Origin of the sequence: Neorhizobium sp. DAR64862/K0K3 (assembly GCF_050500185.1) — a bacterium.
Lineage (GTDB): Bacteria > Pseudomonadota > Alphaproteobacteria > Rhizobiales > Rhizobiaceae > Neorhizobium > Neorhizobium soli.
Genome location: NZ_CP191449.1, coordinates 2410731 through 2434097 on the forward strand (window position 1 = coordinate 2410731; position 23367 = coordinate 2434097).

The window sequence follows — 23367 nt, forward strand, 5'->3', positions numbered from 1 at the left end:
CCATGAACCGCATCATTCCGCTTATTCTGGCCGTCGCTCTGTTCATGGAGCAGATGGATTCGACCGTCATCGCCACCGCACTTCCCACCATCGCCGCCGATCTCGGGGTCAGCCCGATCACGCTGAAACTGGCGCTGACATCCTACATGGTGGCTCTTGCCATGTTCATTCCGCTGAGCGGCTGGATGTCCGACAAATTCGGGGCAAAGAAGATCTTTCGCCTGGCAATCTGCGTCTTCATCGTGGGCTCGATCCTCTGCGCAATCTCGGATTCACTGCTGCAGTTCGTGATGTCGCGCTTTCTGCAGGGCATGGGCGGGGCGATGATGACGCCAGTCGGCCGTCTCGTGCTGCTGCGAACGACGAAGCGAAGCGAACTTGTTTCCGCCATGGCGCTTCTGACGATCCCGGCGCTGGTCGGGCCTTTGACCGGGCCGCCGATCGGCGGTTTCATCACCACCTATTTTTCCTGGCACTGGATCTTCATCATCAACGTGCCGATCGGCATCGCCGGCGTGATCCTGACCGGCATCTACCTGCCGCACGTGCCGCCGGTGGAAACACCAAAGATGGACTGGTTCGGCTTTCTGCTGACCTCGGTCGCGGCATCAGGCGTCGTCTTCGGCCTGTCGGTGATCGGCCTGCCGGCGCTGCCGCCGGTCGTCGGCATCACGGCCACGTTTGCCGGCTTTGCCGCCTGCATTCTCTATTATTTCCATGCCAAGCGGCATCCGTTTCCGGTGCTAAACCTCACGATCTTCAACGACCGGGCTTTCCGTGCCTCCACCACCGGCGGCACGATGTTTCGCATCGCGACCGGGGCGATCCCCTTCCTGATGCCGCTGATGCTGCAGCTGGGTTTCGGCCTCAATCCGTTTCAGTCCGGCCTCATCACCTTCGCCGGCGCGATCGGTGCGCTGACGGTCAAGTTCCTTGCAAGGCGAGTGTTTGCGATGACAGGCTTTCGAACCGCGCTGATCTTTGCCGGCATCCTTGGCGCAGCATCGACGGCGGTCAACGGGTTTTTCACCCCGGACACACCCCATATCGTGATCATCGGCGCGCTGCTCGCGGCGGGGCTATTCCGCTCCCTGTTTTTCACAGGTGCCAATGCTCTCGGCTATTCGGAGATTACGGACCAGCAGGCGAGCCAGGCGACGTCCATGGCCTCATTCCTGCAACAGGTGAGCCTGGCACTCGGCGTCGCGTTTGCAGCCTTCATTCTGGAGATGTCGTCGACGTTTTCCGGCAGCCAGCTGGCGCTCGCGGATTTCCATCTCGCGTTCTTTATCGTCGCCGCTGTTTCGGTGTTTGCGGTGATCCCGATCCTCAAGCTCGACCCGATGACCGGCGCCGACGTATCGGGACACCGGCGCGGAGTGCGTGTCGGACAGGTAGAGCCGACACCGGGAGCCGGCGAGTAAACTCAGTCCCGGCCGAAGCCCTCGTCGCCCGCCTGTTCCCGCGGATCATCCTGCGCTTCGTCCGCTGCATCATCGCCGGAATGTTCGCCGCCCGCTTCGTTGGCGAGCCTGTGGGCCTGGCCTTTGAAGTGTTTTGCAAGCAGGAACATTTCCACCGATTCCTGGCGCGACGAGCCGGGCTTGATATGGATCACCTGCTTGAAATTCTTCTTGAGCATGTCGAGAAGGTCCTTCTCGGTGCCGCCCTGGAAGGTTTTCGCCAGGAAATGGCCGCCCTCGCCCAGAACCGAGACGGCAAAATGCGCGGCGACTTCACACAGATGCATGGTGCGCAGATGGTCTGTACGGTGGTGGCCGGTGGTCGGTGCCGCCATATCGGATAGGACGACATCCGGCGTGCCGCCGATCGCTTCCATCAGCTGGCGCGGAGCATCGTCGTCGAGGAAGTCGAGCTGCAGGATCTTGACGCCGGCAAGCGGCGCCATTTCAAGAAAATCGATCGCCGCGACGCGCATATCGTCATCGCTGGATTCGGTGACCTTGGCGGCGATCTGCGACCAGCTGCCGGGGGCTGCACCCAGATCGATGATGCGGCGCGCGCCCTTGAGCAACTGGTGCTTCTCGTCGATCTCCAGAAGCTTGAACGCCGCACGGGCGCGATAACCCTCGAGTTTGGCGCGCTGGACATAGGGATCGTTGATATGGCGCTCCAGCCAGCGGCGTGAAGACGCCTTCAGCTTGCCCTTCTTGACCTTCTGGCCAAGCTTGCGACCGGTGCGGTTGCCGCCAACGGATGGTTTCGTCATTGCTTGCGTCCCGTTTCCTGCGTCTGCCCGTGGCCTGAATTATTCGTCTGATGGTGGCCCTGGCCTGAACCGCTGCCTGACCCCTGGCCGAACCTTCGTCCCCTGCCGCGGCGCCAGACACCGTCATCAGCCATCATATCCGTCAAAAGACCTTCGCGCAGCCCGCGATCGGCAACCCGCATGCGCTGGCTCGGCCAGCGGCGGCGGATCGCTTCGAGGATGGCGCAGCCGGCAAGAACCAGATCGGCCCTGTCAGGACCGATGCAGGCATTGGCGGCACGGCCGGCGAAATCCCATGACAGGAGCTTTGCCTGCATGGCGGAAACCTCGGAATCCGACAGCCAGAGACCATCGACCTTGCGGCGATCGTAGCGTGGCAGATCGAGATGGACGCCGGCAAGCGTGGTGACCGTGCCGGATGTGCCGATCAGATGAAAGTCCTCGGCACCCTGCTGGTGCGGGGAACCGATCGGCGGGCAATCGAACTTCGACAGCATGCCCTCGACCTCATCGACCATGCCGGCAAAGACGGCCGGCGTGACATCACGGCCGCCATGGCGTTCCGACAGCGTCACGACGCCGACCGGCAGCGAGGTCCAGTGGGTAATGTGGTTGGCGAGCCGCGACGAGCGGCTGTCGCCGATGCGGATGACCGCGATTTCAGACGAACCGCCGCCGATATCAAACAGCACGACGGAGCGGGCCTCGCGACCGACCAGCGACGAGCAGCCGGACACGGCAAGCCGCGCCTCGGTTTCGCGATCGATGATTTCGAGCTCGAGCCCGGTTTCCTCAGTGACCCGCGCCAGAAATGCCTCGCCGTTTTCGGCAGCGCGGCAGGCTTCGGTGGCAATCAGCCGCATGCGGCGGATCGGCCGGTGCGCAAGTTTCGACGCGCACACGCGCAAGGCATCGACGGCGCGATCCATCGCTTCCGTCGACAGGCGACCGCTTGCAGCCAGCCCCTCGCCCAGACGGACAATGCGCGAAAACGCGTCGATGACCCGGAACTGGCCCGGCCGCGTCGGCTGGGCGATCAGGAGACGGCAATTGTTGGTGCCGAGATCAAGGGCTGCATAGAGTTCGTCGCGGAAGCCTGCGAACTTGTCGGCGCCGGGAGAACCATGGCTTTCATGCCCGAGCGCCGCATAACCGGCATGGCCTGCGGCCGAAACCGTCTTGGCGGTGACCAGCGGTCCCTGCTTGGCCTGCGTCAGCGGCCGACCCTGCGGGCCCCGACCGGCACGCTTCTTCTTGCGGCTCTGATTGCGATCCTGCTGCGGGCCCTGCTGGCGCGGCTGCTTTCCGACCGGCTTCGCGTCACCGCGCAAGCCTTCGCCCGCCGACGCATCAGCACCAATCGGTCGATCGCCACTCTCCGCAGATGGATTCGGCGCATGTGCGGAGTTCTCCGTGACCGCGGAGCGCGAACGGGAGCGACGGCGCTTGCGCTTGCGCGGATGCGGTGAGCCCGGCTCTGGCCGCCCTCCGTCGGACGTGCCACCATCCGGTTTCATGCCGTGCGAGCTTCCGGCCTGGCCGGCCTTTTCAGCCGGGCTTGCGTGCGCCATCGACGCCGCGTCACGGTCTTTGCCGTTTCGCTTCGCCTTGCGGCGCCGGGAGTTCTTGACATCCCTGCGCAGTTCCGCCGACGCCCCGCCTTCCGGCGGCTTTCCGCCGCTATCGGGGTTCATCACTTTATAAGTCCATCTCGCCGCGCAACACTTTGAAGCATGCAGCTGGCGTCTGATCGTTTCGTTGACCTGAAGATAACAGCCTCAGGCGCATTCGCCAACGGCTTTTTAGGGCGCGGCAAACACGACCAAAAATGATGTGGTTTTTTTCACAAAGGGTATTTGCAAGCGCCAAGTGTTTGGTTATAAGCGCCGCACACCGATGAGCCACAAGGCTAATCCTGCTGGGGAATAGTTCAACGGTAGAACGACGGACTCTGACTCCGTTAATCTTGGTTCGAATCCAGGTTCCCCAGCCAATTCTCCCCGACAACAATCGCGGTCGTTGCAAAACTCTCAGCGCCAATGCTGTCGCGTTTGGTTGCGCATCATTTCTCGGTATTACTTCGCAGGTTCAACTCGTCCACGCGACAATTGCCCGAGAGACCGTCCGGCAATTGGGAACAATGTCCGAGCGCAACTTCGAAAAGAGCCTATCGCCAGCACACTCCGTGAGCAGTTCAACCGGTCATGACGCGAGCGGATCTCACTGTCGATGATCCGAATTTGCCGCGCATGGGACAAGCCCAACATGTACGGGTATCTACGTACCAAATCGAGACGATTTGAATGTTTGATATAGCGCTTTTCTTAATAGGCAGATGCTAATTCAGAAGGTCTGAATCTAGGGTACAGCATTGCCGTTCGTCCACCTTATCCGTCAAGAGACTTCGAGACTGCGTGTGTTTGCAGGAACACTGCTTGGCACAGCTCTTTGCGTTGTCGCCGCAGTATTGGCCGACTCGTTTAATTTCGCGGAGATGTCGCAGGATCATTTTCGTCGCGCACTCGCGACAGACATCCTGCTCCCGACCCTGATCGGCGGGCCTTTCTTTTACTTTCTGCTGGAGAAGATTCGGCAACTCGCCGTGGCCAAGGTGGAGCTGCAGCGGCTTGCTTCGACAGACAGTCTTACCGCCGTGCTTAGCCGCGGTGCATTCGAAATGCTGGTCGAAGCCTATCTGGAAAGAGCGCGGGCGGGATCGCTTCCGCAAACGGGATCGTTTCTGATCGTCGATGCGGATCATTTCAAGGCAATCAATGACAGTCACGGGCATCAGGCGGGTGACCAGGCCCTGAAGTTGATTGCTGGGGCGATCAGGGAAACTCTGTCGCCGGCAGATCTTGTCGGACGCGTCGGCGGCGAAGAATTCGCCGTCTTCCTGCCGGCTGTTGTCGATGACACGGCGTCGCGCACGGCCGAACTGATAAGACAGAGGATCCGCGCACTGCCCTTCCCCAGGGACGTTGGCGAAGGGTTGCTGTCGGTCAGCATCGGCGGGGCCACCTTCCGCGAAAACATTAGTTACGAAGAACTGTTCAAGACGGCAGATCGCCGTCTGTACGAGGCAAAGGCGTCAGGCCGCAACCTTGTGAGAATGTCAATTTAAACGCCGTCCCAACTTTATCCCGAAAAGACATTACGACTGAGATATTACATGAAAACCAATGAGGAAATCCGTCTCGCCGCTCTGCACTCCCTGAAATTGCTCGATACGCCAGCAAGTGAGAGCTTCGACCGTATCACGCGCATGGCGAGCCAGATATTCGACCTGCCGATCGCGGCCATATCGCTAACCGATTCCGACAGGCAGTGGTTCAAGGCGCGTGTCGGGGTGGAGCACCAGTCTATTCCACGAGACAAGGCGCCCTGTGCGGCAGTGGCCGAGAGTACCGAACTTCTCGTCGTTCCGGACCTGTCCAAGGATGCGCACTACCACGACAGTGTCCTTGCAAAGACAGGCGTGCGTTTTTACGCGGGAGCACCGCTCACGACGCGCGAGGGGCATTGTCTCGGCGCCTTGTGTGTCCTTGGAGCCGAGCCGCGTGAGACCACCGAAAACGAGATTGCCAGTCTCCAGGACCTTGCCGCAATGGTGATGGCCCAGATCGAACTGCAACATGCGTATGGCAGGATCGAACCGGTCAGCGGGCTTCCCAATCGTACCCAGTTTTCCGAGGACGTGAGCGACCTTCTCAGAGGACCGGCCTGGCGGACGGCCTATACCGGTGTCCTGATCGACCTTGCCGAGACGCGGCAGCTTGACGACCTTTCCCGCGTGATGGGAACAGCCGAAATCGATGCGAAAGTGCGCGATGCCGCACAGCGGCTCAGAGCCATCGTTGGCGGCAAAACAACACTTTATCACGTCTCCACGACGCAGTTTGCGTTCATAAGGGACAGAAATATCGCAGGCCTCGACTGCATGGTTTACCTCAGACAGCTGCTGGGTGACCTGGACGACGAGTCGGACCTCAGGTTTCTGATGACGCCGGCAATCGGCGTCGCGCCGCTCAAACCCGACACCACGCCGTCGGATTTCCTGCGTGCCATGAGCAGCGCAGCGCAGGACGCTCGTCTGACAGCGACACATGTCGCGGTCTTTTCACAGGCCAGCGACGATCGCTACCAGCGGAGTTTCCGTCTGCTGCAGGATTTCGACAACGCCCTTCAAGGCAGCGATCAGCTATCGATCGTGTTCCAGCCGCGTGTCAGTTTGCCGGATGGCCATTGCGTCGGAGCAGAAGTCCTCCTGCGCTGGCTCCATCCGGAACTGGGAGCCATCTCCCCCGGCGAATTCGCTCCCATCATCGAGCAGTCTCCACATATAGGCAAGATGACCGCGTGGGTTCTGGATGCCGCTCTGCGCGAAGCCGGCAACCTGAAATCCAGGGGGGTAATCGTTCCGGTATCGGTCAATATCTCGGCGGCAAACCTCGATGAACCGGACTTTGTTCAACGGGTGCAACTGTCCCTCTTGAGACATGGTATCCGGCCGGCGATGCTGGAGCTGGAGGTCACCGAAAGCGCGATCATGAAGGACGCGGCAAACGCGCTGGCGAAGTTGCAGGCGCTTTCCGATGGCGGGGTCCGACTATCGATCGACGACTTCGGCACGGGCTACAGCAGCCTGTCCTATCTCCAGACCTTGCCGACCACCGTGGTCAAGATCGATCAATCCTTTATCCGCAGCATGGATGATGGCTTTCGCGAAACCAATCTCGTCAGATCGATGATCCAGCTGTCGCACGACCTGGGCTACCAGGTCGTGGCGGAAGGGGTGGAGACGACCGAGGCGGCCGACGCTTTGAGCAAGATGGGTTGTGATGAAGCGCAGGGGTATCTTTTTGCAAAGCCGCTGTCGCCAGCCGCATTCGAAGAATGGTTCTTCGAGAGAAAAATGGAACACCAGATCGCATGCTGATCCGATAGGCTGCCGGCACGAGAAACAGACGATGTCGAATTTCCAACGCGCATCGTGTTTCAAGCGTGTCGGCTCTGCCGGAAGCTAGATCAAGGTCGATGATTTCAAGACGCTGAAGCTGTTGTCATGGTGCAATGCTATGACGCCTTCATGTTCCAGGGCGTAGAGCGCGTTCAGAAGTTCGTTTCTTGAATATCCGGTAGTCGCGGGCGTGTTCGCGATCGTCCCGAACTTGACCTGCGATGGCGGCCTGACCCGCAACCGTCTTAAAACATCCGTCACGGCATTGACGACTTCGATACGTGATTTCACGATAGCGGGCCTCCGGAGAACGGTCATCCCATAATCCGTTCTGTCTTCAACAACACCGGAGGGCTGACTTTGATCCATCAAAAAGACATATCGTGAGCATGCGCCCTCTCCCGCATGCGCCTGGTCTACGCTGTCAAGCGGGCATAGCGCCGACGCTATCAACGTCCGCAGTCAGTCATGGGAATGGATGACACGGACGAATTCGTGCGGATACGCAACCCGCCGCTCCAACCCTGTGAGGGAAACCGTAACCGGCTGGAGCACAGGCAAAACGGGACAGACTTGAGAGCAATATCAACAACGCTGTCTTTGACATCCTTGCCGGTCAATGGAAGTTTCTCGACTTGACCTTGAGCGTGTCGATGTGGAGATCCGGGATATAGATGTCGCGCGTCGGGATGACAGGCTTCGGATTGTCGCGGGGATCAGGCCCGCTGCCATGTTTGGCTCCGTCGCCACGGCCGTACGGCAAGGGGAAGTCGCCGCCAAGCTCGCCGAGACTGGAGAGATCGCCGGAAAAGTCGAACAGGCGCTGGGCGACGAGATGCACGACCTCGCCTTCGCGCTGTATCCTGCCATGGATCGCCATCATCGAAGCCGACATGACGATCCGGCGCTGCTTCTCGAATAGCGAGGGCCAGACGACGGCATTGACGACGCCCGTCTCATCTTCGAGCGTCAGAAACATCACGCCTTTGGCGCTACCAGGCTTCTGACGCACGAGGACGAGGCCCGCCGTCCAGAGCCAGCGGCCGTCGCGCTCACCCATCGCTTCGGCGCAGGTGACGATCCGCTTTTTCTTCAGTTCCGGACGCAGGAAAGACACAGGATGCGACCTCAAGCTGAGGCCCGTATGGGAATAGTCCTCAACGACCTCCCTGCCCTCTTTCATCGACTTGAGCGACACGTCGGGTTCCTGCATCTCGGCAACGACCCTTGCTTCACGCTTTGCGGCTGCGGCCCATAGTTCCAGCGGCTCGTCGCGCAGCGCCTTGATGTCCCAAAGTGCCTGACGCCGTTCCAGCTTCAACGAGGCTAAGAAGGCATCGGCCTCTGCCAGCTTGACCAGCGACGCTGTCGGCACGCCGGATCGCCGCCACATGTCGTCGGCACTCTCGAAAGGCTGGTCAACACGGGCAAGAACAATTCTGGCAGCATTATTCAGCGGCAACCCCTTTACCATGCGCATACCGAGACGAACCGCAAAGCGGCCGGGCCTTCCGGTCTCCTCCATCGTGCAGTCCCAGCGAGACCGATTGACACAGACAGGCCGGACCTCCACCCCGTGGTTGCGGGCATCGGTGACGATCTGGGCAACGCTATAGAACCCCATGGGCTGGGAGTTGAGGAGAGCGGCGCAGAAGATATCCGGATGATGGCACTTCATCCAGGAACTGGCATAGGCGATGAGGGCGAACGAAGCTGCATGGCTTTCCGGAAAGCCATAGGAGCCGAAGCCTTCCAGCTGGCTGAACGTCCGCTCCGCGAAGTCCTGAGCGTAGCCGTTCTTGACCATGCCGTTGACGAGCTTCTCCTTGAACCTCGACACGCCGCCCGTAAACTTGAAAGTCGCCATGGCCCGACGCAGCTGGTCCGCCTCGCCTGCACTGAAACCCGCACAGACCATGGCAACCTTCATGGCGCTCTCCTGGAAGAGCGGGACGCCGAGCGTCTTGCCAAGCACCGCCTCGAGCTCCGGCGTCGGATACTCCACCTTCTCCTTGCCCTCCCGCCGACGCAGATAGGGATGCACCATGTCGCCCTGGATCGGGCCAGGGCGGACGATGGCGACCTGAACCACGAGATCATAGAAGGTGCGTGGCTTGAGCCTTGGCAGCATCGCCATCTGGGCGCGGCTTTCGATCTGGAAGGTACCAAGCGTATCCGCCTTGCGGATCATCGCGTAGGTCTTCGGATCCTCCTGCGGAACGTCTGCCAGACCCATCGCTTCGTTCTTGTACTCCGCCAGCAGCTCGAAGGAGCGGGCCATGCAGGACAGCATGCCAAGCGCCAGCACATCCACCTTCATGAACTTCAACGCGTCGATATCGTCCTTGTCCCATTCCACCACCTGGCGGTCACCCATGGCGGCGGGCTCTATGGGGACAAGATCATCCAGCCTGTCCTGCGTCAGCACGAAGCCGCCTGGATGCTGCCCCAAATGGCGCGGCGCTCCCATGAGTTGCGAGGCAAGGTCGAGCGCCAGACGCAGCCGGTAGTCGGATGCGTTCATGTTGTTTTCTTTAAGCTGCTTTTCGCCGATGCCATCCTTCGACCAGCCCCAGACGCCGGAGGTCAGTTGACCGATCAGGTCTTCGGGCAGGCCGAGCGCCTTGCCCACATCGCGCAGTGCACCCTTGGTTCGGTAGCGGGTGACGGTGGAGCAGAGGGCCGAACGGGAGCGGCCATAGGTTTCGTATATCCACTGGATGACCTCCTCGCGCCGGTTATGCTCGAAGTCGACGTCGATATCCGGCGGCTCGTTACGCTCCATCGAAACGAAGCGCTCGAACAGGAGGTCTCCTGTTTCCGGGTTGATGCTGGTGATCCCGAGGCAATAGCAGACGGCGGAGTTGGCAGCTGACCCTCTGCCCTGACAGAGGATGTTCCTGGAGCGGGCAAAGCGGACGATGGAAAAGACGGTGAGGAAGTACGCAGCGTAGTTCATCTTCCGGATCAGGTCGAGTTCGTGCAGGATCGCCTTGCGGACCTTGTCGGGAATGCCTTCCGGGTAGCGTGCCGCCGCACCTTCCCAGGCGAACTTGGCCAGCGACTGCTGGGCGTCGAGCCCTGGCACAATTGCCTCTTCAGGATACTGGTACTGCAGCTCGCTCATGTCGAAACGGCAACGCTCGACGATCTCGCGGCTTCTTGCGAGAGCTTCGGGATAGTCGACAAACAGGCGGTGCATCTCCTCCGGCGCCTTGAGGAAGCGGTCAGCATGCCGCTCCCGGTCAAAGCCGACGCTGTCGATGGTGGTGCGGTTGCGGATGCAGGTGACGATGTCCTGAAGCTGTCGGCGGCCGGGCTCGTGGAAGAGCACATCGTTGGTCACCACCGTCTTCACCTTGTGACGCTGCGCCATGTTCGACAGATCATGCAACCGCAGCCGGTCGTTCGGACGCCGCCGCAGGCAGAGCGAGACATAGGCGCGGTCACCAAAGACTGCGGCCACCTTGCGGAGCTGACCCGCATAGATATCGTCCGCCTCATCCGGAATGAGGATCGCGATGAGGCCCTCGCTATAGGCCTCGACATCAGCAAGGTCGAGAACGCACTTGGCCTTGCCGCCCCGACTTTTGCCAAGCGTCAGCAGCCGGGTGAGCCTGGAATAGGCGAGCCGGTCCGTCGGGTAGACGAGCAGCGACATGCCATCCGTGAGGTCGAGATGGCAGCCGACCACCAGGCGCACCCCGGTTGTCTTTGCCGCTTCCCAAGCCCGGACAATGCCGGCAAGCGAGTTGCGGTCGACGACACCAAGGGCGTCGATGCCCAGTGCGGCGGCCGTGGCAAACAGTTCTTCCGCGGAGCTTGCACCCCGCAGGAACGAGAAATGCGTGGTCACCTGGAGTTCGGCATAGCGCATAGTTCAAACCTTACCCGAAGATGCCGTGGAGGAACCATTTGTGTGACCCCGTGCCTGCATCGACGCCGTCGCCGGCGCGGAAGACCCACAGCCGATCGCCGTGCTCATCCTCGACCACGAAGTAATCGCGCACCGCCTGCATTTCGCGCGGCCGGAGCCACCATTCGCCGAAGATGCGCTCGGGCCCATCGGCACGAACGATGCGGCGGCGCTTGCCGCGCCAGGTGACGACGACTGGCGGCTGGTCGGGCAGGACAGCCATGGTTTCGATTTCTTCGGGATAAGCCAGCAGCCGTGACGGCCGCGGCCACCTGGCTGCCCACTCGGCACCCGTCTCGACGGCCGTCGGTCCGATCCGCCGGAGAGATCGTTCCGGAACGTCGGAGGCCACCGGCGTGATGCGGTAAAGGCGCTGGCCCCGGTTGCCGAGAATATCGACAAGCGGCGTCACATCCACCACCGCCTCTTCCACCAGCGCGTTTGCGACCTGCTTTATTTCCAGCGGCTCGGCCATGACCGCCACCAGCACCATCCGCTCGATGCCGAAGCCCGGGTCGATCTTTTCGATACGGTCACAGAGAAGCTTTGTCAGGCGGGCAGGATCACGCACGGGCTTGGCAAGTCCTGCTCGAAGACACTGGCGTGTGTTGTCGACGCGATGGATGATCAGATCGGAGCGCCGGACGCCCAGCCCCCGCTCCTCCAGCTTTGCCGTCAGTTGCGCCACCAGCCGGCGGACGTATTTTGCAATCGTATCGGGCGCACCGATGGGCTCCTGGAAATTGCGCGCCACCTCGACCAGATCCGGCGTGCGCAACGGATCGATGGGTTCTGCAAGACGGCCGAAGAGCTGATCGAGACGGCGTCCGACCTCCGGACCAAATCGCAGTGTCAACGGCGCACGCGGCAGTGCCGACAGCTCTCCTACCGTGTCGATACCCAGGATGCGCAATGCCTGGATCGTATCTGCCGCAAGCCGCAGACAGTGGATTGGAAGTCCGATCACGGCCTTGGTGACATCACCGCGCGGCACCACCGTCGTTTCGTTCGTCGTCAGTCGCGCCAGTGCATGCGCCGCGCCCCAGGTATCGGCGACAGCGGCACGTGCCGTCAGGCCCTTGCCGCGGAGACCGTTGACAACGCCGGAGATCAGCAGCTCTTCACCACCCTGAAGGTGATCGGCACCTTCGGTATCCATGACGATGCCATCCGTTCCATCCACGGCAACGACGGGGCTGTATTGACGAAGCGCCCATAGCGCCAGGCGCTCGACGGCTGCGGCGTCGGCAACGGGATCGGCGTCCACCATATGAAGGTTGCCAATCATCGCCTGTGCCTTGCTGGCAGCCATGCCGACTTTGAGGCCCAGCTTGCGGGCAGCCGTATCGGCTGCCGATATCCAGCGTTTCGAGCCGCTGCGCGAGACCACGACCAGCGGCTGGTCAACCGACACGGCTTCCTCGCCATGTCGACGTATCCGATCCGTTGCTAGATAGGGGAAGTAAACAGACACGACCCTCGGCATCGCAGGCTCCTAACTCAAACTCGGCACATTGCCCCGCCTTTACCCGCATCAATTCCGCCAGCCACCTCGCCCGTCCCACGCCGGCGACAGGAAGCGGCTCGGACGGCAGGGTGCTGATCCTCCAGCGTGTTGTGGACGCCGTCGGCTGACCGTAGTCGGAGGCCTCCGTCTGCCGTCGCCAGCGCCGGACGACCAGGCCGAGCGTCCCCGTCTTCTCGGCAGCCAGTTGAAGACGCCGCGACGCGGTCATCGGCAGCCTCACCAGTTCCCCGACGACGGCCGCCAATCCCCCGAAGGACAGCCCCTCTTCCATCGAGGCAAGCACGTCCTCCTCCTTATCGGCTTCGCAATAGATGACGCGGTCGGGGTGAAGCCCGGCCTGCGACAGCGCCGGCGCAAAGAGATCCGGCCGGGTCAGGCACCAGAGAACCTTTCCCTTGGCCCGGGCCGCAATACCTGCCGCAAACAGGGCGGCCGCGGCACCATCGATTGTACCCGCCCCGCCGCCTGCAATTTCATGCAATGCGCCATAGGCAAGCCCCCCGCCCGGCAATCGCTCGTCGACGTCAGGCACCCCGAAGGGCAGCACAAGCGCCTTGCGCGACACGCTGCCTTCCAGATGCGCAATCCGGTCTCTCAGTTCCTCGACAAGCCTTGAGGCAGGGGCATGCGACATCGTTCACGGCCCTCCTCAAGGTTCGCGTTGCACAGGACTTCATGTCCCAAAGAATGTTGGTGTTCTGTTTCTGTTCCGCCGCGACAGAAGAGTCAAGCGGGGTCAGAACGGGATAGCTCTCGGCATTTTAGCGCCGGTGAAGATTCATCGTTCTGAATCAGCTTTGTAGGCGGCTTGAGAGGCTCGATGGAGTGCTTGAGATTTTTTGCATGTTCTTGATCTTAGCTGGGGCGACACGAAAACCGTGAGAACTTTCCGTTCTCAAATCGCCCAATCTGCATATCAAGAATGTAACAGAGTGGCTCGGCGATGTGTGGCAGAGCCAAAGGGGATGAACACTCGCGCTCATGCGGGACTATGGCCGTCTGCGGCCATCCGCCCACGAGCCGCCGCCCTTTGGCTCTTTCCCATTCCCGCAGACACCAAGGAGCACAACGCTACCATCTGTGCCATCGCCGAGGAACTCGACGTTGGATTTGCAGGCGTTCAATGTCAGACGTTTTGTATAGGAGACCAGTGAAGGCTTGCCGCATCAGGTGGCGTCTTCTCCGCTGCGAGAGAATGCGGGAGACAGGCAAGGTTGCCCGTCGCCCGCCGTGCCGCCGTCCTCAGTGGATCGCGGTGCTGACGATCCGGTAGGGGTGTTCAGCTTCATATTCGACCATGATCTGGACGGCCTGTTCGAGAACCTGTTCGGCTTCCTCGACGTGATCGCGTGCAAGCTGATCGGCGTTGATGAAGATCGCTTCGGCCATGTTGCCGGAGATCGCAGCGAACTGGCGGTTACCTTCGACCAGGGCTTCTCTGGCAGCGCCTTCAAGCGCGTGCGCCATGGTGATCAGCGCGTCTTCGCGCTCCTCGATCGTCAGGTCCCGGATTGTCTTTGTCATCTGCTGCATCGTGCCACCCACCTTAATAGTCGTTGTGACGATATCGGTCCCGATAGGGCCCCGTTCACAGCGAAATGGGCATGTTGGCGCCAGATTTCAAGGTTCAGGCCGGCGCGGGCTCGTCCTTGTGGACGGCATCGCGGGGCACGAACAGGCAAGCGGGCACGATCAGGACGGCAAACAGGAGCATGGTCAGGAAGGTCGCGTGCAGGCCGTCCTGCAGCGCAAGGCGAACCGCTTCGGCATCGCCACTCACGAGACCGGTTCCGTTCAGGAGAGCACGCAGCTGGTCGGTCGTGATCGCCTGTCCGCTGGTCGTATGGACCAGGCCCCAGCTCAGCACCGCCCCGAGAATCGCCGCGCCCAGCGTGCTGCCGAGGTTGCGGGAAAACACGTTCGACGCCGTGGCACTGCCGCGTTGCGAGGCCGCGACGCTTCCCTGGGTGAGGATCAGTGCGCCGATATTGAGAAGGCCCATGCCGAAGCCCATGACGAGCGAGCCGGCACCCGCAAGCACCGCCGAACTGGATGGCGTCAGCAGGGTCAGGAGGAAGGTTCCCACGGGGACGAACACGGCGCCCACCAGCATGATCGGCCGCAGCCCGAACCGGGTGAAGTTCCGCGAAGCGATCGTTGCGCCGCACGGCCATCCCAAGAGAAGCATGGTCAGCGCAAAGCCCGCCACCAGCGGCGACTGGTTGAGCACGGTCTGCACATACATGGGCAGGAACGTCGTGAGCCCCATGATCGCCATGGAGGCGAAGAAGACAGAGATGTTTGCGGCCGCAATCGGCCGGTAGAGCCAGAGATCCGGCGCGACCATCGGTTCGTCGACGCGACGCTCCTGCCAGATGAACAGCGCAAGCGACACGGCAAACAGGACGAAGGAGACGATCGCGGATGTGGACAATCCCGTTTCGGAAACCGTGAGGCCAATCATCAGCGCCGAGATGGAAATTGCAAACAGCACGGCGCCCAGGACATCGATCGAGACCGTGCGCGTGTGCTTCTCCTCGTGATAAAACAGGGTGAAGGCTGCGGCAGCGGCAAGGCCGACCGGCACGTTGATCCAGAAGATCCAGGCCCAGGGCAGGTTATGGATGATGACGCTGCCGAGCAGCGGGCCAACCACGGCCGAGAGCGCCCAGACGCTGGCCAGATAGCCCTGAACCTTTCCACGCTGGCTGCCCGGAAAGAGATCGGCCACCACCGTCATGGCGACGGGCTGAATGGCGCCAGCGCCGATGCCCTGGAGCAGTCTGAAGGCAATCATGGACGGCATCGACCAGGCAAATCCGCAGAGGATGGAGGCGACCAGGAAGACGGCGATGCCAGCCAGCACGATCGGCTTTCGCCCGTAGATATCGGAAAGCTTGCCGAAGACGACGGTCAGCGCGGTCTGCGACAGAAGGAAAGCGGAAAACACCCAGCTGTAGAGATTGAGCTGCCCGAGCTGGGCTGCGATCTGCGGCATGGCGGTGGAGACGATGGTCGCTTCGATGGCGATCATCGCCATGCTTGCCATGATCGCGGCTACGACGAGCCCGCGATGTGAGACTTTTTCAGACATGAATGAATCCGAAGCCCTGACGGAGGGCGCGACAAGAGAGAAATTCGGCGGTCGCGGCAGGATATTGCGTCTGCAAAGCGTGCATCTGCAAGTTCTGGTGGCCGTCAGTGCGTCATCGACTTAGGAGCGCAAACTTGGTTGCGTCAAGCTATATTTGATTTAGATCAAGTTCCACAAGCGCTCCTCACCCCTTGGATATCCAGGCGGCCGCTGCAATTTTCATTTGCGCTGCGCCTGACCCGGCGTCATGGTAACCTGCTCAGTTATCTCATATGGATTCAATATCATGGCAGCGGATGTGATCGTTCTCGGCGCCGGCATCATCGGTGTTTCGACGGCTCTGCAATTGGCGCGACGGGGAAAATCGGTCGCCCTGGTGGACCGCAGGGAGCCCGGGATGGAAACCTCCTACGGCAATGCCGGCCTGATCCAGCGCGAGGGCGTTGTCCCCTACAGCTTTCCCCAGCAGTTCGCCCAGATCCTGCGCTATGCCAGGAACAACCGCATCGACGCGCATTTTCACTGGAGCGCGATGCCGTCGGTCTCCTCGTTTCTGGCAAAATACTGGTGGCATTCCAATGTGCCGAGGCATGAGCTGATCGCCCGCGCCTATGCGCCGCTGATCGAGCATTCGATCGCCACCCATGACGAACTGATCCGCGAGGCGGGCGCCGAGGATCTGATTGCCAAGAACGGCTGGCAGGAAGTGTTCCGCTCGCAGGCCAAGCTCGACGAGACGGTGCGCGAAGCCGACCGACTGAAGCGCGAATACGACCTTTCCTTCAAGGTTCTGACGCCTGCGGAACTTGCGGTTGCGGAACCCAATCTCTCCGACGATTTCATCGGCGCGCTGAAATGGGAAGACCCGTGGGCGGTCAAGGATCCGCTCGCGCTGACGCGTGCCTATGTGGCGCTGTTCGAAAAGCTTGGCGGTCGGGTGCTGACGGGTGACGCAAAGAGCCTTTCGAAGACCGCGACCGGCTGGCGCATCATTGCCGGCGAAGGCGTGGTCGAGGCGAAGGATGTCGTGGTCGCACTTGGTCCGTGGTCGGACACGGTGACCAAGCCGCTCGGCTACAATTTCCTCGTCGGCGTCAAGCGCGGCTACCACATGCATTATGCGCCAAAGGGCAATGCGAAACTCAACGGCTGGACGATGGATGCAGAGCGCGGCTATTTCCTGGCCCCGATGAACCAGGGGATCCGGCTGACGACCGGTGCCGAATTTGCGCGCCGCGATGCGCCGAAGACGCCGGTTCAGCTTGCCCGCGCCGAAGCTGTGGCACGCGAGATCTTTCCGCTTGGTGAGCGGCTGGACAAGGAGCCCTGGATGGGCGCTCGCCCCTGCACGCCGGATATGATGCCTGTCATCGGCAAGGCGCCGCGTCACGACGGATTGTGGTTCGCCTTCGGCCATGCGCATCACGGCCTGACGCTCGGTCCGGTCACGGGTCAGGTCATCGCGGAAGCGATGATGGGCGAAAAGACCCGGATCGACATATCCGCTTACAGGCCGGAGCGGTTTAACGTCTGACCCTCTTCTTCATTTGGTCTAGCGGCAGGAGAAAGTCTGGGCTACCGGTGTTTTCATGGATACGATCGATACAGCCCGGACCTTTCTCGATGACAATCCCGATATCGAGGTTCTCGAAGCCTTCGTGATCGACGTCAACGGCGTGCCGCGGGGCAAGTGGATCCCGCGCGAACGAGCGCTCGACGTGCTTTCGAAGGGCATGGCGATGCCGCGCTCGGTCTACGCGCTCGACGTCTGGGGACGCGACGTCAATGCCGCGGGCCTTGCGGAGGGCACCGGTGATCCGGATGGCATCTGCTTTCCCATCGCCGACACACTGTCGCGCGTGACATGGCTGAAGCGGCCAACGGCGCAGGTTCTACTGGGCATGAACGAGCAGGACGGGACCGGATTTTACGGCGATCCGCGCCAGGTTCTGGCGAATGTTCTCAAAGGTTTCGAGCGGATCGGCCTGACGCCGGTCGTGGCGACGGAGCTGGAATTCTACCTGATCGACCCGATCCGGTCGGCGATCGACCCGGTGCGGCCACCGAATTCACGCGAGGGCCGCTGGCATACGGGCCAGACACAGGTGCTCTCGATTTCCGAGCTGCAGGATTTCGAGAATGTCTTCCACGGCATCGCCTCTGCAGCGAGGGCGCAAGGGATACCGGCCGATACGACACTGCGGGAAAACGGCCCGGGCCAGTATGAGATCAACCTCAACCACGTGCCAGACGCGCTGAAGGCTGCGGATTATGCGGTGCTCCTCAAGCGGATCGTCAAGGGCGTGGCGCGCGCCAACGATCTCGACGCGACGTTCATGGCAAAGCCCTATGGCACGCAGGCCGGAAGCGGCATGCATGTGCATTTCTCGCTGATCGATAGCGACGGCCGCAATGTCTATATGGGCGAGAACGGGCCGTCCGAGGCGCTGTTTCATTCGGTGGGCGGGCTTTTGGAAAACATGGGGGAAAGCATGGCGGTGTTTGCCCCGCATGCCAATTCCTACCGGCGCCTGCGCCCTTCCGAGCACGCGCCGACCTATGCCTCCTGGGGCTTCGACAACCGCTCGGCCGCCGTGCGCGTCATCACCGCGTCGAAGCCGGCGACCCGCATCGAGCACCGCGTTGCAGGTTCCGACACCAATCCCTATCTTGTGCTGGCGATGATCCTCAGTGCAGCCCTTGCCGGCATCAAGGAAAAGCGCAATCCGGGCGGGGCGATCACCGGCGACGACCATGCGATCAGCCACGAACCGCTGCCGACCAACTGGGACTATGCGCTGCAGCAGTTTTCCCGCTCCACGTTCGCCTATGCGACGCTCGGGCCGAAATACCGGTCGCTCTACACGGCCTGCAAGCAGCAGGAGCTGTCGGAATTTTCTCTGCGGGTGACCGACGTCGAATACGACGCCTATATCAGGACGGTGTAAGATGGCTTTCAAACCCGCAGACAATCCCCGCCACGCCAATTCCTGGTATGCCGCCTCAGCCAATGACAAGCGTGTGCGCCCTGCCCTCGAGGGCGAGATCGAGGCCGATGTCTGCGTGATCGGCGCGGGCTTTTCCGGCATCTCGGCCGCTCTCGAACTGGCCGAGCGCGGCTATTCCGTCGTGGTGCTGGAGGCCGAGCGGATCGGCTTCGGCGCGTCCGGCCGCAATGGCGGGCAGATCGTCAACGGCTACAGCCGCGATCTGGAGACGATCGCCGGACGCTACGGGCGCGACAAGGCCGTGCAACTCGGTGCGATGTCGCTCGAAGGCGGCGAGATCATTCGCGGCCGCGTGGCGCAATACGGGATCGACTGCGGTCTCGTGCCCGGCGGTTTCTTTGCGGCGTTTACCGACAAGCAGGTGCGCGAGATGGAGGTGCACAAGGCCGTATGGGAACAGCACGGCCATGACGGGCTGGAGATGGTCTCGAAGGCTGACGTCGGACGCTATGTGAAAAGCGACCGCTATGCCGGCGGCATGATCGACCGAAAGGGTGGCCATATCCATCCGCTCAATCTGGTGCTCGGGGAAGCGGCAGCGGCCGAAAGCCTCGGCGCGCAGATTTTCGAGGGATCACGGGTGGTCGGCATCGACCAGACGGCAAAGCCCGTGGTCAGAACCGACAAGGGCCGTGTCACGGCATCCTATGTGCTGGTGTGCGGCAACGCCTATCTATCGCCGCTGCTGCCGGAGATCCATGGCAAGATGATGCCGGTTTCGAGCCAGGTGATGGCGACGGAGCCGCTCGATGCGGGCCTGATCGAGAGCCTTCTGCCCGCAAATTACTGCGTCGAGGATGCCAATTACATTCTCGACTACTATCGCCGCACCGCCGACAACCGACTGCTGTACGGCGGCGGGATCGGTTATGGCGGCAGCGACCCGAAGGACCTGACGGGCGTGATCCGCCCGAACATGCTCAAGACCTTTCCGCAGCTGAAGAATGTGAGGATCGACTATGCGTGGAGCGGCAATTTTGCACTGACGCTGACCCGCATTCCGCATGTGGGAAAGCTGTCCGACACCGTGTTCTTCTCGCACGGCGACAGCGGCCACGGCGTGACCACCACGCATCTGCTCGGCAAGATCCTTGGTGAGGCGGTTGCCGGCCATGCGGAGAGGTTCGATACCTGGGCATCCCTGCCCAACCTACCCTTCCCGGGCGGGCGGGCGTTCCGCGTGCCGCTCACCGCGCTTGGGGCCTGGTGGTACGGCATGCGGGACAAACTCGGGCTGTAGCTTACAGCGATGCGGGAAAACTGCCTTTGAAGTAATAGGTCGACTGTGCCCGCACGATCGACTTGAACTGTGCAACGATTTTGGCTGCCTCGTCTTCCGTCACCATCAGCGCCAGACGCAATGTTGCCGCGGCCATGTGGAACATGAGAAACAGTGTGCGGGCGTAGTTCTCCCAAAGCTGTTCGCTGACGAACCGCTTGGTGATCTCGAAGAAGAGGTCGGCCTGGAAGCGGGTCTCGGTAATATCACGGTCTGCCAGCGCCTTGTCGGCCTGGATGGCGTTCAACAGATCCTGGGTCGACGGCTTTTCGCGCATGCGGGTGTAATAGAGGTCGAAAAGAACGTCCGTTGCATCCAGCGCGTCTTCGGCCGTCGAGATCTGCGGAATATGTCCGACGATGATACCGCGGACTTCCTCGACATAGCGCTCATGGAGCATGGCGATGATAGCCGACTTGTTGGGGAAATACTGGTAGACGGAGGCGATCGGACCACCTGAAAGAGACGCAATCTCCTTCATCGTGACCGCATCGATACCCTTTTCGCCGATCAGCTCCATCGAGACCTTCAGGATATCATCAATGCGTTCGCGGCTTCTTTCCTGTTTCGGTACCCGACGAAGTGAACTCCCGCCTGCACTCTGCATCGAATCTCGCATCCGCAACTCTCTCCGTACGCCCTGTTGCCTATACTGGACGGGGCGATAAGAGAGGCACCTGGCAGCATAGTTACATTATAAGTTTGCGTTGTACGGCAAGTCAGGCATGTCGGATCACCGAAAGCATTAGAATTTTGAAAATAATTCGACACTCAAACAGTTTATCTTGAATTAGGATCGCGTGTCATATCGCATCCTTCAGCCCCGCTACGGCATCTGCCACGATGCGGTCGAGCGTGGCGTCAATGTCGACGGTCACGACGCCTGCTTCACCCTCGGGGCTTTCCAGCGTGGCGAGCTGGCTTTGCAACAGAGACGTCGGCATGAAATGGCCCTTGCGCTCGCCCATCCGGCGGCTCAACAGCTCCTGGCTTCCTTTGAGAAACACGAAGGTCAGCTTGCCACCCGCAGCGCTGCGCAGCCGTTCGCGGTAGACGACTTTCAGTGCAGAGCAGGTCACCACGAGGTCTTCTGAACGCGCGAGAGCCTCGGCGATCTTCTCGCCGATCACATCGAGCCAGGGCCAGCGGTCTTCGTCGGTGAGCGGTGTTCCCTGCGCCATCTTGTCGACATTGGACTGCGGATGCAGACTGTCGCCTTCCATGAAGCGGCAATTCAGGCTCTCTGCCAAACGCTCAGCGACGGAACTCTTTCCAGCGCCGCTGACGCCCATGACGATGATGGCTCTGCCAGCCTGTTTGCTCATTGGTTGCTCCTCTTTGATATCGACAGCCGGTCTCCTTCAACCGCATTGAGCGACAGATCACAAGTCCCGGCGATCTTCAACGCCAGTCGCGGACTTGCCCGGACCCGTTTCATCGCGCCCGAGCGCAAACGGCATCAGGATCGACAGAAAGATCAGGCGCAGGACGTGATGGGCACCGACATAGGTCGGGTCGGCATGCAGCATGACCGCCATCGCCGCCATGGTCTCCAGCCCACCGGGCGAAAACGCGATCAGGGCCGCATCGAGCGGTATGTCCAGGACATACGAGACGGTGCCGGCCATGGCCGCCGCCATGACCGAGACGATCACCGTGACCACGAGGCCGGATACGAGCGCTGTGCGCACCTCGAGAAGCGAGATTCCGCAAAAGCGCGTTCCGATGTTGGCGCCGAGAAGGATATAGACGGGGACAATGAGCCAGGAGGGAACGCCACCGGTGGCGAACGATGTCACGTGGGTGGAGATCGAAACCAGTGTGCCGGCGAGCAGAAGGGCTGCGGGAAGCTTCCAGCGCAGGAAGAGCATGCCGATGACGGTCGAGACCGCAAGGATGCCCAACAGCATCGGCAGGTCCATCGCGATGACCTGAGCGACACTATCTCCGCCGCCAAGATCAAATGCTGTGACAATCATGGGTACGCTGATCGTCAACAGAAGCACGCGCACGCTCTGGGAAATGCCGACCGTTCGCTGGTCGCAACGCATGTCAGCGGCAAGACTGAGCACGTAGCTCAGATGTCCCGGCGAAGCTGCGAGGAAAGCCGTGGTGCGGTCGTAATGGAAGAAACGCTGCATGACCCAGGCCGCGACGTAAAGCAGGGCCGTGACGGTAACCATGACCATCACGAAGCTTAGCGGCCAGCGCTTGATCGCCACCAGGATGTCGGGCGTGACGGTCGCCCCCATCGAGATGCCGATGACGATGAAGCAGCCGTTCCGGACGATTTTCGGGATCGAGAGGGTGAGGCCTGCGATACCCGCAAGCGACACGGCCAGCGCCGGACCGATCAGATAGGGAGCGGGGAAGCCGATCATCGCGGCGATCAGCGCACCGCCGGCACCGACCAGCGCGGTCAGGGCAAATTCACGCAATTGGGAAAAGGGCATGGCAACGAATATCTGGGTGACCACCCGGAGCCACGCTCAAGGGGCCATCAATAAAGGAAACGTTGCCTACTCCTAAAGAAGACAGCCCGGAGGTCAACCTGCCGGGCCGCTAAACTGATGCTGCGATGAGATCTGTATTGAGATCAGGCGGCCGGTGCCGCGACCATCTTGGCGATTGCCGGCGGCGGATCGATCCCGAGCAGGAAGTTAATCTGCGGGCGCGCCTTGACCAGATCGTCGATCGTATAGTCTGCCAGCACGTCGAAGAAGGCATTCAGCGCCTTGCGAAGTGCCGAGTTGAGACCACAGCTATCGACCAGAGGACATTCGGCGACGCCCTCCTCGAAACATTCGGCCATCGCGAAACTGTCTTCCGTCACGCGGATCACATCAAACAGAGTGATACGGTCGGCAGCGCGACCGAGGCGAACACCGCCGTTTCGGCCGCGAACGGTCTCGACCAAGCCGGCCTTGGTCAAAGGCTGCAGGATCTTGAAGAGAAACAGTTCGGACACGCCATAGGCGCGCGCGATCTCCGGGATGCGGCTGAGCTTCCCCTCGTTCGCAGCACAGTACATGAGCATGCGAACGGCGTAGTTGGTCTGCTTTGTCAGGCGCATATTCGTCTCCCGAGACTCGTCACGGCCCCATACATAGTGGGTTTGCTAGTTTTGAACAATTCCAAAGTTTGCGAAATTGCCCTTGAACGCTACGTTGCCGATGACGCGCTTTATTGCCGGCATTATCCGGCAAGACCCATGTGTACCGCAAACCAGACTGGAACTGCAAACAGGAAGGTCGCCGCCAGAAACGTTATGCCGATTTTCGCCAGGCGGATGCGGCGCGCGCGCGAAACGTCCCACTCGTAATTCATGATGAACACTCCCCCTCACACGAAT

The 23367-nt window shown here is 61.2% G+C and carries 19 protein-coding genes and 1 tRNA gene; 7 read left to right on the forward strand and 13 right to left on the reverse strand.

Annotated features, from left to right (window positions below; all coding sequences use genetic code 11):
• Window positions 1–2: 2 nt before the first annotated feature.
• Complete coding sequence (locus tag ACQY1L_RS11795; protein ID WP_430240970.1) at window positions 3–1424, forward strand: MFS transporter; 1422 nt, start codon at window positions 3–5, stop codon at window positions 1422–1424.
• Between the two features lie 2 nt (window positions 1425–1426).
• Here ACQY1L_RS11795 and ACQY1L_RS11800 read toward each other — a convergent pair whose 3' ends face one another.
• Complete coding sequence (locus ACQY1L_RS11800; RefSeq protein WP_174195676.1) at window positions 1427–2230, reverse strand: RlmE family RNA methyltransferase; 804 nt, start codon at window positions 2228–2230, stop codon at window positions 1427–1429.
• A complete protein-coding gene (locus tag ACQY1L_RS11805) occupies window positions 2227–3927 on the reverse strand; it encodes a Ppx/GppA phosphatase family protein (RefSeq protein WP_430261863.1) in 1701 nt (566 codons plus the stop codon). The genes ACQY1L_RS11800 and ACQY1L_RS11805 overlap by 4 nt, the downstream gene beginning before the upstream one ends.
• A gap of 222 nt (window positions 3928–4149) precedes the next feature.
• Between ACQY1L_RS11805 and ACQY1L_RS11810 the strand changes: the two genes are divergently transcribed.
• From ACQY1L_RS11810 to ACQY1L_RS11820, 3 genes are all read left to right on the forward strand, one after another.
• Window positions 4150–4223: transfer RNA gene (locus tag ACQY1L_RS11810), tRNA-Gln, on the forward strand.
• Between the two features lie 423 nt (window positions 4224–4646).
• Window positions 4647–5354 (forward strand): GGDEF domain-containing protein, encoded by a 708-nt coding sequence (locus ACQY1L_RS11815; RefSeq protein WP_430240972.1) that lies wholly within the window; start codon window positions 4647–4649, stop codon window positions 5352–5354.
• Between the two features lie 48 nt (window positions 5355–5402).
• Window positions 5403–7169: a putative bifunctional diguanylate cyclase/phosphodiesterase gene (locus tag ACQY1L_RS11820; protein WP_430240973.1), complete on the forward strand. Its 1767-nt coding sequence runs from the start codon at window positions 5403–5405 to the stop codon at window positions 7167–7169.
• A gap of 84 nt (window positions 7170–7253) precedes the next feature.
• Here ACQY1L_RS11820 and ACQY1L_RS11825 read toward each other — a convergent pair whose 3' ends face one another.
• The 6 genes from ACQY1L_RS11825 to ACQY1L_RS11850 all read right to left on the reverse strand — a co-directional run bounded on the left by ACQY1L_RS11825 (window position 7254) and on the right by ACQY1L_RS11850 (window position 15728).
• The gene (locus tag ACQY1L_RS11825; RefSeq protein ID WP_156466398.1) at window positions 7254–7481 is read right to left on the reverse strand and encodes a hypothetical protein; all 228 of its coding nucleotides are present in this window, start codon (window positions 7479–7481) and stop codon (window positions 7254–7256) included.
• Between the two features lie 325 nt (window positions 7482–7806).
• The gene (locus tag ACQY1L_RS11830) at window positions 7807–11067 is read right to left on the reverse strand and encodes an error-prone DNA polymerase (RefSeq protein WP_430261865.1); all 3261 of its coding nucleotides are present in this window, start codon (window positions 11065–11067) and stop codon (window positions 7807–7809) included.
• Between the two features lie 10 nt (window positions 11068–11077).
• Complete coding sequence (locus tag ACQY1L_RS11835; RefSeq protein WP_175487254.1) at window positions 11078–12592, reverse strand: Y-family DNA polymerase; 1515 nt, start codon at window positions 12590–12592, stop codon at window positions 11078–11080.
• Window positions 12510–13268, reverse strand: a complete 759-nt coding sequence (locus tag ACQY1L_RS11840; protein WP_062579172.1) for an ImuA family protein — start codon at window positions 13266–13268, stop codon at window positions 12510–12512. The genes ACQY1L_RS11835 and ACQY1L_RS11840 overlap by 83 nt, the downstream gene beginning before the upstream one ends.
• A 608-nt stretch (window positions 13269–13876) precedes the next feature.
• Entirely contained in the window at window positions 13877–14167 is a 291-nt protein-coding gene (locus ACQY1L_RS11845; protein ID WP_062579170.1) for a hypothetical protein, read from the reverse strand.
• 94 nt (window positions 14168–14261) lie between these two features.
• Window positions 14262–15728 (reverse strand): MDR family MFS transporter, encoded by a 1467-nt coding sequence (locus ACQY1L_RS11850; RefSeq protein WP_430240975.1) that lies wholly within the window; start codon window positions 15726–15728, stop codon window positions 14262–14264.
• Window positions 15729–16014: 286 nt separating this feature from the next.
• Between ACQY1L_RS11850 and ACQY1L_RS11855 the strand changes: the two genes are divergently transcribed.
• From ACQY1L_RS11855 to ACQY1L_RS11865, 3 genes are read left to right on the forward strand one after another with little or no spacing between them, the layout of a single operon-like run.
• The gene (locus ACQY1L_RS11855; protein WP_062453752.1) at window positions 16015–17262 is read left to right on the forward strand and encodes an NAD(P)/FAD-dependent oxidoreductase; all 1248 of its coding nucleotides are present in this window, start codon (window positions 16015–16017) and stop codon (window positions 17260–17262) included.
• A 55-nt stretch (window positions 17263–17317) separates the two neighbouring features.
• Window positions 17318–18676, forward strand: coding sequence for a glutamine synthetase family protein (locus ACQY1L_RS11860; RefSeq protein ID WP_092661257.1), 1359 nt, complete (start codon window positions 17318–17320; stop codon window positions 18674–18676).
• A 1-nt stretch (window position 18677) separates the two neighbouring features.
• The gene (locus ACQY1L_RS11865) at window positions 18678–19976 is read left to right on the forward strand and encodes an NAD(P)/FAD-dependent oxidoreductase (RefSeq protein WP_430240976.1); all 1299 of its coding nucleotides are present in this window, start codon (window positions 18678–18680) and stop codon (window positions 19974–19976) included.
• A 1-nt stretch (window position 19977) separates the two neighbouring features.
• Here the strand turns inward: ACQY1L_RS11865 and ACQY1L_RS11870 are convergent, their stop codons facing one another.
• The 5 genes from ACQY1L_RS11870 to ACQY1L_RS11890 all read right to left on the reverse strand — a co-directional run bounded on the left by ACQY1L_RS11870 (window position 19978) and on the right by ACQY1L_RS11890 (window position 23342).
• Complete coding sequence (locus ACQY1L_RS11870) at window positions 19978–20634, reverse strand: TetR/AcrR family transcriptional regulator (RefSeq protein WP_062453755.1); 657 nt, start codon at window positions 20632–20634, stop codon at window positions 19978–19980.
• A 184-nt stretch (window positions 20635–20818) separates the two neighbouring features.
• The gene (locus ACQY1L_RS11875; RefSeq protein ID WP_192087030.1) at window positions 20819–21340 is read right to left on the reverse strand and encodes a gluconokinase; all 522 of its coding nucleotides are present in this window, start codon (window positions 21338–21340) and stop codon (window positions 20819–20821) included.
• Window positions 21341–21397: 57 nt separating this feature from the next.
• A complete protein-coding gene (locus ACQY1L_RS11880; protein ID WP_430240978.1) occupies window positions 21398–22468 on the reverse strand; it encodes an AbrB family transcriptional regulator in 1071 nt (356 codons plus the stop codon).
• A gap of 143 nt (window positions 22469–22611) precedes the next feature.
• The gene (gene rirA / locus ACQY1L_RS11885; RefSeq protein ID WP_062453758.1) at window positions 22612–23088 is read right to left on the reverse strand and encodes an iron-responsive transcriptional regulator RirA; all 477 of its coding nucleotides are present in this window, start codon (window positions 23086–23088) and stop codon (window positions 22612–22614) included.
• A 122-nt stretch (window positions 23089–23210) separates the two neighbouring features.
• Window positions 23211–23342, reverse strand: coding sequence for a hypothetical protein (locus tag ACQY1L_RS11890; protein ID WP_256413688.1), 132 nt, complete (start codon window positions 23340–23342; stop codon window positions 23211–23213).
• Between the last annotated feature and the right edge of the window lie 25 nt (window positions 23343–23367).